Origin of the sequence: Bacillus sp. MMSF_3353, assembly GCF_030733445.1 — a bacterium.
GTDB classification, from domain to species: Bacteria; Bacillota; Bacilli; order Bacillales; family Bacillaceae_G; genus Bacillus_A; species Bacillus_A wiedmannii.
On record NZ_JASHJA010000017.1, the window covers coordinates 1 to 11,762 of the forward strand.

Below are 11,762 nucleotides of genomic sequence, written 5' to 3' on the forward strand. Positions count from 1 at the left end.
AAAGAAAGAGGGAGACGTTTACGTCTCCCTCTTTCTTTATTATATATTACGCCTTATGACACTCTGGACAAACGCCATAAATTTCTAAGCGATGACTATTAATAACGAAGCCTGTCGTTTTCGCAGCTTCCTCTTCAAACTGTTCCAAACCTCCATAAGGAAAATCAACAATCTTACCACATTTTTCGCAAATCACATGATAATGTTGACTTGTAACATAATCAAATCTACTTGAAGCGTCTCCATAAGTTAATTCCTTTACAAGTCCAACCTCTTTAAATACACGTAAGTTATTATAGACAGTTGCAACACTCATATTTGGAAACTTACCTTCTAATGCTTTATAAATGTCATCCGCTGTTGGGTGCGTCATAGATTCCACAAGGTACTCTAAAATAGCATGACGCTGTGGAGTAATGCGTACACCCGTATTTTTCAGCATTTCTAGCGCTTCTTTTAATTCTTCTTTGACCACCGTCATGCACCCCGATTCTATACGGATTATTATTTTATAATTCTTATAAAGAGTGTACTCCTTTTCTTATAAATCGTCAATATTTCTACTATAAGTATGTGGTTTATTTTTGTATATAGCCTTATTCTTATATATCCTTCCCCATTTTCTATACATTTACATAGAAAAAAAGTGCGACATAATCGCACTTGGAATACTATCATCTGAGGAGGTATGCCCTACACTTCACTTTATGTAAGACGATAAAATATGTATAGACACTCGCCTTACTTCTATATATTTTATCTCCACAATGAATTTACTTTATATAAGAAAGAACCTCGTCAGTATGTCCCTTCACTTTCACTTTACGCCACTCTTTTACAAGCTCACCGTCTTTATTAATAAGGAATGTAGAACGCTCGATTCCCATATACTCTTTTCCAAAGTTCTTTTTCAATTTCCAAACATCGTATAATTCCGCTACCTTATGATCTTCATCTACTAAAAGTACAAATGGAAGCTCATGCTTCTCAATGAATTTCAGATGTCTGTTCGCTGAATCAGGACTTACACCAAGAATAACTGTATCTTTCTCTTGAAATAATCCATACGCATCGCGAAAATCACATGCTTCAGTTGTACACCCTGGAGTCATATCTTTCGGATAAAAATATAGCACTACGTTTTTACCACGAAAATCAGCTAAGCGAACTTGTTCCCCGTTACTTCCCTCTAATGTAAATTCTGGAGCCATTTCTCCTACTGTGATCATTGTTATCACTCCTACTCTTTTCTTTTACTATATCAAATGCTATCTTATTTTTCATTGTCTATTACAGACCTCATTACAAAAGCAAACGGTAATGTATATCCAATTAGCGCTTCTGCAATCGCAATCCATCTCCCTATTCCAATCGGAGCTATATCACCGTACCCAACGGACAATAAAGTAACCGCGCTAAAATATAAGCAAATTTCTACAAGTTGAAAAGATTGGGCATGCAAGCTTTCTCCATCTTCTTTCAAAACTGCAAAACCCATTTCTTCTAATACAACATAACTTAACCCAAACGCAATCAATACCGTTGTATAAATTAAAAATAAGGAGGCTAAATTATAAAGCGAAAAGAAACGCCTAGAATCTGAATATGAACTCCATAACAATTGGACACTTCTCAAAATAGCAATTGCTGCAATTAATAGAATAAATCCCCATAACATGTCCTCCACCTCATTTTATATGTATGAGACGGCCATTGGATTTATCCCTTAGAAACAAACAAGCTTCTATAATTAATTCCCAGCACCACGGTACCTTTTTACCCCTTGATTCCAAAGAGTAATTGCAATCGTAAAACAGATAACACCAACGAATGGTGTTGCAAATGCATAGCTATTCCACTCTGTTTTTCTTAAAAAGTATGCTGCTGGATACACTCCGACAAACGCAAATGGTAAAACAAACGTTAAAATGAAGCGAATCACACGGTTATAAATGTTAACAGGATAGCGACCATAGTTACCTATGTTATACATTAGCGGCATAATTGAACTTTTCGCATCCGACCAAAAACCAAGGCTCGCAAGCGTAACAAATATCCCTCCGTATACAAGTGCTCCTCCTCCTACCATCAGTAAGAATAAGAAGAAATCGTACCAGTAAAAAGATAATTGCAGCTCCACTGCTGCATATCCCATTACAATTATTCCTGTAATCGCTCCAATTAAAGATTCCAGTTCCATTCTTTCTAATATAATTTGAAATAAACTATGAATCGGTCTCGTTAATATACGATCCATTTCTCCTTTAATAATGTAACGATCATTAAAGTCCCATATGTTAAAGAAAGCTGAGAAAATGGCAAACGGCACTAAAAAGAAACCATAAATAAAGATTACTTCTTCTCTACTCCAGCCCTTTAATGCTTGTGTATGCCCAAACACAACGAGAATAAAGATTAAATTAACAGCCTGTAGTGCTAAATCAGAAAGTAATCCAACGATAAAATCGCCCCGATACTCCAATTTTGTTTTTATATATTGGCTTGCATATTGCAAAAATAGGTTTATATATATCATCTCATCATCCCCCTTGTACAATTAGACGTTTTCTCGCCGTTCTCCACATGAGTACAATTGGAATAATAAGTACAATTGCCCAAATTACTTGGAATAATAATGCCTCATACAATTTACTTCCTTGTATACCTTCTGAAAAAATCATACTCGGAATATAACTAATCGCCTGAAACGGTAAAAACATCATTGCCTTTTGGGCCCATAACGGATAAAAACTAATTGGTAATAATAGACCTGAAAATAAATCAATAACGACACGTTTCGCATACATAATTCCACTATTATTAAATAGGAAGAACGTGAGCATTCCCGTCATTAAATTAATTTGTGTATTAATAATAAAACTAAATATTAAAGATAAGAAGAAATATAACCACGTTTGAAAATTCGTTGTAATTTGCAATGAAAATAATAAGGTAACGATAACCATACCTGGAATTGAAAAGAAAGCAAAACGAAATATTCCTTCACCAAGACCTTGCATCACTTTCATGCCTAAATAGTTATATGGACGAATGAGTTCTACTGCTACACGTCCTTCTTGAATCTCCATCGCAATTTCCCTGTCTATATTATTAAAATAAAAAGCACGTGCCATCCACGCAATTGCGATATAAGTAGTCATTTGCGAAATAGATAAACTTTCAATATTCTCTTTTCCACTATAAATTGCTTGCCATAAAAAATAATACGCACCGATATTAATTGTATAAATTAAAATCCCACTATAATAGTTTGTACGATACGCAAGCATCATTAAAAAGCGAATCCGAATCATTTCAATGTACTTACCCATGTTTAATACCTTCTTCATAAATGTTACGAATAATTTCCTCTGTAGATACTTCGTTAATTTTTAAATCTTTAATTTGAAAGGCTTGTACTACTTTAGAAATAAGCATTGAAATGATAACTTCTTCATTCGGTATTTTTGCAACCCACGCGTTTTCCTCTTTCGCTTTCGACCAAACGACATGACTATCTGGCATAACCATTGATAAAGCCTGATAGGAAACTGGTGCAATAAATTGAAAATGGATTTCCTTCTCTGCTCCCCACTGTGTACGAAGATTATTTAAAGAACCGTCATACATAATATTTCCTTCATCCAGCATGATAACGCGCTCACATAAAGCTTCAATATCAGTAATATCATGGGTTGTTAATAAGATTGTTGTTTTATAACGTTCATTCATTTCTTTTAAAAATTCACGTATTTTTAATTTCACAAGAACATCCAACCCAATTGTTGGTTCATCTAAAAATAATAACGGTGGATTATGAATTAATGCTGCCGCTAATTCACAACGCATTCTTTGACCTAGAGATAACTTTCGAACTGGCTTATCTAATAAAGGACCAATATCTAACGTTTCAATCACGTGTTCCATATGCTCTTTATACTGAGCGTCTGATACACCGTACACTTTTTTTAATAAACGAAAAGATTCTTGTACAGCAATATCCCACCAAAGTTGTGAGCGTTGACCGAAAACAACACCAATTGTTCTTACGAATTCTTCTCTCTGCTTATGCGGGTTCATCCCATTTACTAAAATTTCTCCTGATGTCGGAGTCAAAATCCCCGTAAGCATTTTAATAGTTGTTGATTTACCAGCACCGTTCTCACCGATATATCCAACCATTTCACCTTGTTTCACATTAAAAGATACATCATTTACTGCTGGTACTATTTTATAATTACGATTTAATAAATCGCGAAAAGCACCCTTTAATCCCGGACGACTTGAATAGGCTGTAAACTCTTTACGTAACCCTTGTACCTCAATTACCGATTTCATAATCGGACCCCCCTTCCTAAATGTCACAACGAATAGTTTACCCAACTGCCTTCTCTATCACAAACAATACGTCTTTTCGAAAAACATGTTAGAATAATACATAGATTTTTGTAAGGAGATGAATTGTAGTGAAATTCACAAAATCAGAAGCATTACATAAAGAAGCTTTAGAACATATCGTTGGTGGCGTTAATAGTCCTTCTCGTTCTTTTAAAGCAGTTGGCGGCGGCGCTCCTGTTGCTATGGAACGTGGAAAAGGTGCTTATTTCTGGGATGTAGACGGAAATAAATATATCGATTATTTAGCAGCATACGGTCCTATTATTACTGGACATGCTCACCCGCACATTACAAAAGCAATTACAACAGCTGCTGAAAATGGTGTACTTTACGGAACACCAACAGCACTAGAAGTAAAATTTGCAAAAATGTTAAAAGAAGCAATGCCTGCATTAGATAAAGTCCGCTTCGTAAACTCTGGTACTGAATCAGTAATGACAACAATTCGTGTCGCTCGTGCTTACACAGGCCGCACAAAAATTATGAAATTTGCTGGTTGTTACCACGGTCATTCTGATTTAGTACTTGTAGCAGCTGGATCTGGCCCTTCTACGCTAGGAACTCCTGACTCAGCCGGTGTACCACAAAGTATCGCTCAAGAAGTTATTACCGTTCCATTTAATAATGTAGAAACTTTAAAAGAAGCATTAGATAAATGGGGACATGAAGTAGCAGCTATCCTTGTAGAACCGATTGTTGGAAACTTCGGTATTGTAGAGCCAAAACCTGGCTTCCTTGAGAAAGTGAATGAACTTGTTCACGAAGCTGGTGCACTAGTAATTTATGATGAAGTTATTACTGCTTTCCGCTTCATGTACGGTGGTGCTCAAGACTTACTTGGCGTAACACCAGACTTAACAGCGCTTGGTAAAGTTATTGGCGGCGGACTTCCGATCGGTGCTTATGGTGGTAAGAAAGAAATTATGGAACAAGTTGCCCCGCTCGGACCTGCATATCAAGCTGGTACAATGGCAGGAAATCCTGCTTCTATGGCATCCGGTATCGCTTGTCTAGAAGTTCTTCAACAAGAAGGTCTTTATGAGAAATTAGATGAACTTGGTGCGATGCTTGAAAAGGGAATTTTAGAGCAAGCTGCAAAACATAATATCGATATTACATTAAACCGACTAAAAGGTGCTTTAACTGTATACTTCACAACAAATACAATTGAAGATTACGATGCAGCACAAGATACAGACGGTGAAATGTTCGGTAAATTCTTCAAGCTTATGCTTCAAGAAGGAGTTAACTTAGCACCTTCTAAATACGAGGCATGGTTCTTAACGACAGAACATACAAAAGAAGATATCGAATATACAATTGAAGCTGTAGGCAGAGCATTCGCTGCTTTAGCGGATAATAAATAATCCCTTCATTAAAAAGGAAAAAAGAAAGCACATCTTTCTTTTTTCCTTTTTTCTATTTCATAAATCCCTTATTAATAGTATAATTATTCATAATTATCTGTTTTATTTTTCTTTTATATCCTTACTATCCTTGTATATAAGGCTGCTCACGCCTTGAATAGTAAGATTATTCAAACTTCAATAAAAGGGGGGATTGACGGATGCTCAATAAAACAAATACATGGACACCGTCTTTATTTCGAGATTATAAAAATGCAGAACATGATGCGTGTGGAATCGTTTCCGTTATGGAGAAACGAAAAGTTGCCACGAAAGAAAACATTGATCTTTGCATACAATCACTTGTCAAAATGAATCATCGAGCTGGTTTCATTAATGGTGAAGGAGATGGTATCGGAATTCACATTGATGTCCCAAAAGCACTTTGGAATGAAAAGCTGAAAAATAACGGATACAATCCAACGATTGTGGATCATCCCCACTTTATCGTTGGACATTTTTTTCTAAACAAAAACGCAAATATCGTTAATTTAAAAAATCATATTCGTACGCAATTAAATAACGAAAGTTTTACTATTATTTTTGAAAGTGATGATGTAATAAATTCCGATGCACTCGGTCCACTTGGTAAACAGGAAGAACCTTTATTTTGGCAAGTTGCTCTTATCGCAGAAAATAAAGTTGAAAATATTGAGCAAACATTATTTTCAGTAACGATAAAAATAGAGGAAAACGAAGCGATTCATGTTGCTTCATTAAGTCGTGACCATGTTGTATATAAAGTTCTAGGCGCTGGGGATACACTTGTTGCCTATTACAATGATTTACAACATCCACTTATCGCTTCAACTATGACACTAGGACATAACCGCTATTCTACTAATACATTATCTAATTTTTTTCGTGTACAACCATTTAGCATTCTCGGACATAATGGTGAAATTAACACAATTGCAAAATTACGTGATCAAGCTGACATGATTCATGTTCCACTTACTGCTGGGGGCAGTGACTCCCAAGATTTAAACCGCACCTTAGAAACTCTACTTGTTCAATACGACTACAGTTTATTTGAAGCAATGGATATACTATTCCCACCAATTATTAATGAAATGAAACTTTATGAACCGCATTTACAAGATTTATATACGTATATACGTGAAGCTTGGGGCCATTTTGCGCAAGGTCCAGCTGGTATTATTTCACGTTATAAAGATGAGGCTGTTTTCAGCGTTGATTCCCTTGGACTACGACCAGTATGGAAAGTAGAGACAGCGAGTTCTTATGTTTTCTCTTCTGAACCTGGAGTTGTATCACCAACTGAATATGTAGCAGAACCAAAACCACTCGCTCCTGGAGAAAAAGTCGGTCTAAAGTGGAATGAACAAGATGAACTTGTACTCTACGAATACGATGACTACCAAACTCAAGTATATAACCGTTTTAAAAAGCGATTTGATACTAAAGATTATCATTTAAACTTATCTATCCCAGAAACGAAAGAAATCCCAGGATTATGTGATTCTATACAAGTCGAAACGAAACAATACGTTGCTTTCGGATGGGACCGAGAACATATTCAGCTTCTTGAACAGATGGCAACAAAAGGCGTTGAGCCAATTCGCTCACTTGGGCATGACTCACCACTTGCAGCACTCGATACTGGTAGACGAAATATCGCTGATTTCATTAAGGAAAGTGTAGCCGTTGTTACAAATCCAGCAATCGATCGTGATCGAGAGGTCGAGCACTTCTCCACACGAACAATACTTGGAGAGCGCCCAAGTTTATTAAGCGGAGCTAAACGGACATTTGTAGTTGAGATGCTTTCCCCCATTATTTTAGAAGGAAGTGTAGCACAATCTATTACAGAGGAATTACACACAATTACGTACGAACAACTTATACAGCTATTCAATACTCATAGCTCTATCGCTACAATCTCTGCTACATTCAGTCCGACAGAAACTTTACAATGCGCCTTAAATCGAATTAGTTCTGAAGCGATAAAGGCCGTGAACGATGGAGCTTCCCTACTATTAATAGACGATGCCAACGCTCATCTAAATGAACAGTTATGGATTGATCCGCATTTAGTTACCGCTAAAGTACATCAAGTATTAAGCGAAAATAAATTACGCCGAAACTGCTCTCTCGTTATACGTTCTGGTGCCCTTCGCTCCTTACATGATATCGTCACACTGTATGGATTAGGAGCAGATGGTATGAATCCATATTTATTATTTGCAACCGTAAATGATGGAACAAAAACGCCAATTACGAATTTGTATAATGCTCTTAATAAAGGACTAGAAAAAGTCATTTCAACAATTGGAATTCATGAATTACGTGGTTACGGCCGCCTCTATTCTTCTATCGGATTACATGAGGAAATCGCAAATATATTACAAATTACGAATTTCTTCGGTTCAAATGATTTAGCTTTTTCGCTTGAATCACTTGCTGAAGATGCACAATTGCGAGCGGATGATTATAACAATCCTAAAGTTAGAATGCGAAAATCTTTTCATATATTCCCGCGAATTTGGAAAGCAATCGGCGATGTCGCAAAAGGAAATTCTTATGATGATTACCGTGACAAATTAAGTGAGTTAGAAGAAAATAATCCAATCGCGATTAGACATCTTGTTCAAACGAAAGAAACAAAACATGTCGTTCCGGCTGAAGAAGTATCCATCAGCATTCAAAATCATGATTTACCATTTATTATTAGTTCCATGTCATTCGGTTCTCAAAATGAAATTGCCTTTCGTGCATATGCAGAAGCGGCCGATCAGCTAAATATGATTAGCTTGAACGGTGAAGGCGGCGAAATTAAAGATATGATTGGAAAATATCCACATACACGTGGACAACAAGTTGCATCTGGGCGATTTGGTGTAAACGCCGAACTACTAAATTCATCAAACTTAATTGAAATAAAAATTGGGCAAGGCGCAAAGCCTGGTGAAGGCGGACATTTGCCTGGTTCAAAAGTAACAGCAAAAATCGCTGAAGCGCGTAATGCTACAATTGGCTCTGATTTAATTTCACCTTCTAACAACCATGATATTTATTCCATTGAAGATTTAGCTCAAATGATTACAGAAATTAAAACGGCTAATCAACTTGCGAAAGTAGCTGTAAAGGTCCCTGTTGTCCCTAACATTGGAACAATTGCTGTCGGTATCGCAAAGGCTGGTGCTGACTTTATTAACATTAGCGGATTTGATGGTGGTACAGGTGCCGCACGTATTCACGCATTGCAACATGTAGGCCTTCCTGTAGAAATTGGTGTGAAAGCCGCTCACAATGCTTTATTAGAAGCAAATATGAGGCACAAGGTAGAAATTTGGGCTGACGGTGGTATTCGAAGTGTTAATGATGCCTTGAAAATCATGCTCCTTGGGGCAAACCGTATTGGATTTGGTACATTATCCATGATTGCAATCGGCTGTACAACTTGCCGCGGATGTCATCTAGATACTTGTCACGTTGGAATTGCAACACAAATTGAGTCTGAAGCTCAGGCGAAAGAACACGGATTACGCCGCTTCGTCCCGCGCGAATTAGAAAGCGCCGTTGCTGGATTATTACATTTATTCACCACTTTTGGCGTAGAACTAAAACGATTAACAGGAAATCTTGGTTATACAAATTTACAAGAAATTGTCGGACATTCCGATTTATTAGAACAAGTTCGAGGCGAAAATTTATTAGACTTATGTAATTTACTACAAACGATAGAACACCCATCTGTTACAAAAACAGAATACGTACCAGAAAAACAATTTGAAACAGTTCATTCCCCTCATTCAAAAGAATTAGTAGGCGTTGGCGTAGAGCAACGCGTTATGGGTGGTCTAGAATCTTGCTATCGCGTTCGTAGTAAATTATATGAAGACACGAAGCTTGAACCACTTACATTAAAGTATACGAATGGCTCTATTCCTGGAAATGGATTAGGTGCTTACAATAGTGAGAACTTATTTATACACGTAAATGGCGGTGCACAAGATGGTATTGGTAAAACCTCCTTTGGTGGTGGTATTTATATAACGAAAGCAAAAGGAAAAGACGGCATATATTATAACGGTTCTGTCGGAAAAGGTTTTGGGTACGGTGCACAAAAAGGATCGCTATACGTTCAAGGTAACGCTGATGCTCGCGCTGGCATTCGCCTCTCTGGAGCAGACATGATAATTGGAGGGCGAATGACAAAGCCACTCCGTGAAAAAGAGCAAGGGAATATAGGTGTATACTCTAATATTAAAGGTTTCGCTTTTGAATATATGACAAATGGGCGAGCGCTTGTTTTAGGGGATCCTGGTCCATGGATTTGTGCTGGTATGACTGGTGGTGTTGTTTATTTACGTCATGATTCAAGCTCGGGTTTAACAGAACACGCCTTAAAAAGAAGAATCGCAAAAGGGGCAAATGTTACATTACAACCAATTAGTAAAAACGGCGTGCAAGATGTGACTGAGTTATTGTTAGATTACATTCGTGTATTAAATGAACATGAGCAATACGAGGAAGTTGCTTTATTAACACCGTTACTCGATGATATGCAGCAACAGTTTTTTGAAATTATCCCGAAAAAAGAGCAGGCTGATCCATCTATCTCAACAGAGTGATATACCAACTTTCCATTTTCAAGAAAAAATTGACGAAGTACACTTCTCATAGTAATCTATAGTAACAATTTGAAACCTGCTGAAATTCAGCAGGTTTTTTCACTAAAAATTGATGTTTAAAAAGAATTAGGAAAAAGTATAAAATGAATCTTAATTTCTTATTAACGTCACTAAAATATCACTTGCTAACATATTGTAATGAATGTATAGTATCATGTTGTACATTCATTATGACAAGAGAAAGGATCTTATTAAGGGTATGAAACTTGGTGCTCGCATTTTAAAAACGGGTATTGCCATCACATTAGCTTTATTTGCTTGTATTTTACTTCAATTACCGAGTCCAGTATTCGCGGGAATCTCAGCTATATTCGCTGTTCAACCGTCTGTATACCGCTCGTATTTAACAGCTCTTGAGCAAATTCAAGCAAACGTCATTGGTGCCGTATTCGCTATCGTATTTGCTACTGCTTTTGGACATAATCCTTTTATTATTGGATTAACATGTATATTAGTAATTGCGCTTACGTTACAATTACGATTAGAAAACACAATATCAATTGCTTTAGTAACAGTTATCGCCATTATGGAGTATCAGGGCGACGATTTCTTTAGTTTTGCCTTACTTCGCTTTGCGACGATTATGATTGGAATTATTGCGGCTTCACTTGTAAATTTAGTGTTTATGCCGCCAAAATACGAAACAAAACTATATCATCGTATCGTTGATAATACAGAAGAAATTGTAAAATGGATTCGAATGAATAGCAGGCAAGCTTCTGATTTTACAACGCTAAAAACTGATATTGATCGTATGAAAGAAAAGATGATTAAACTAAACCATTACTATTTGCTGTATAAAGAAGAAAGAAGCTACACGAAAAAAGTAAAGTTCGCAAAAATTCGTAAGCTCGTTTTATTCAGACAAATGTTAGCGGCGACAAGCCGTGCTTTAAGTACGTTAAAATCATTACATCGTACTGAAAATGAACTGCGCTATATGCCAGAAGAATTTCAGGAATCTATCCAAAACGAACTTGACTCATTAACCCATTACCATGAACAAGTTTTATTAAAATTTATTGGTAAAGCAAAAAAACAACAATCCGTTGAAATGCTTGATGAAGTTGAAACAGGTAAACAAGAATTAATTGATATCTTTATGGATTATCAAAACAAGGACGATGAGGAAGCGTATAAAACATGGCTACACCTCTTCCCTCTTATTTCTGCCATTATTAACTATAGCGAAGAAGTAGAGCATTTAGATTTACTTGTGGATAGCTTCTACACATACCATAAACCAGAAGCAGAACTCCAAATCGAAGATAAAAAAGAAGACGAATAAAGAAAACAGCTC

General features: G+C 36.5%; 9 protein-coding genes. 3 read left to right on the top strand and 6 right to left on the bottom strand.

Going from position 1 to position 11,762, the window contains the following annotated elements:
- Positions 1 to 46: 46 nt before the first annotated feature.
- The 6 genes from perR to RBB48_RS23340 all read right to left on the bottom strand — a co-directional run bounded on the left by perR (position 47) and on the right by RBB48_RS23340 (position 4,338).
- Positions 47 to 475 carry a peroxide-responsive transcriptional repressor PerR gene (gene perR, locus RBB48_RS23315; protein ID WP_306008155.1) on the bottom strand — a complete coding sequence of 143 codons (429 nt, stop codon included), beginning with the start codon at positions 473 to 475 and terminating at the stop codon, positions 47 to 49.
- Positions 476 to 773: 298 nt separating this feature from the next.
- The gene (bcp, locus tag RBB48_RS23320) at positions 774 to 1,229 is read right to left on the bottom strand and encodes a thioredoxin-dependent thiol peroxidase (protein WP_097889312.1); all 456 of its coding nucleotides are present in this window, start codon (positions 1,227 to 1,229) and stop codon (positions 774 to 776) included.
- Positions 1,230 to 1,273: 44 nt separating this feature from the next.
- Entirely contained in the window at positions 1,274 to 1,678 is a 405-nt protein-coding gene (locus RBB48_RS23325; RefSeq protein WP_000964347.1) for a potassium channel family protein, read from the bottom strand.
- A gap of 72 nt (positions 1,679 to 1,750) precedes the next feature.
- Entirely contained in the window at positions 1,751 to 2,536 is a 786-nt protein-coding gene (locus RBB48_RS23330; protein ID WP_000639385.1) for an ABC transporter permease, read from the bottom strand.
- 4 nt (positions 2,537 to 2,540) lie between these two features.
- Positions 2,541 to 3,332 (bottom strand): ABC transporter permease, encoded by a 792-nt coding sequence (locus RBB48_RS23335; protein ID WP_000521517.1) that lies wholly within the window; start codon positions 3,330 to 3,332, stop codon positions 2,541 to 2,543.
- Positions 3,325 to 4,338 carry an ABC transporter ATP-binding protein gene (locus RBB48_RS23340; protein ID WP_000843640.1) on the bottom strand — a complete coding sequence of 338 codons (1,014 nt, stop codon included), beginning with the start codon at positions 4,336 to 4,338 and terminating at the stop codon, positions 3,325 to 3,327. The genes RBB48_RS23335 and RBB48_RS23340 overlap by 8 nt, the downstream gene beginning before the upstream one ends.
- Positions 4,339 to 4,466: 128 nt before the next feature.
- Between RBB48_RS23340 and hemL the strand changes: the two genes are divergently transcribed.
- The 3 genes from hemL (at position 4,467) to RBB48_RS23355 (ending at position 11,750) form a co-directional block, all read left to right on the top strand.
- The gene (hemL, locus tag RBB48_RS23345) at positions 4,467 to 5,765 is read left to right on the top strand and encodes a glutamate-1-semialdehyde-2,1-aminomutase (RefSeq protein WP_000673249.1); all 1,299 of its coding nucleotides are present in this window, start codon (positions 4,467 to 4,469) and stop codon (positions 5,763 to 5,765) included.
- A gap of 200 nt (positions 5,766 to 5,965) precedes the next feature.
- The gene (locus RBB48_RS23350; protein WP_306008156.1) at positions 5,966 to 10,402 is read left to right on the top strand and encodes a glutamate synthase-related protein; all 4,437 of its coding nucleotides are present in this window, start codon (positions 5,966 to 5,968) and stop codon (positions 10,400 to 10,402) included.
- A 259-nt stretch (positions 10,403 to 10,661) separates the two neighbouring features.
- Positions 10,662 to 11,750 carry an aromatic acid exporter family protein gene (locus RBB48_RS23355; RefSeq protein WP_306008157.1) on the top strand — a complete coding sequence of 363 codons (1,089 nt, stop codon included), beginning with the start codon at positions 10,662 to 10,664 and terminating at the stop codon, positions 11,748 to 11,750.
- The last annotated feature ends 12 nt before the right edge of the window (positions 11,751 to 11,762 follow it).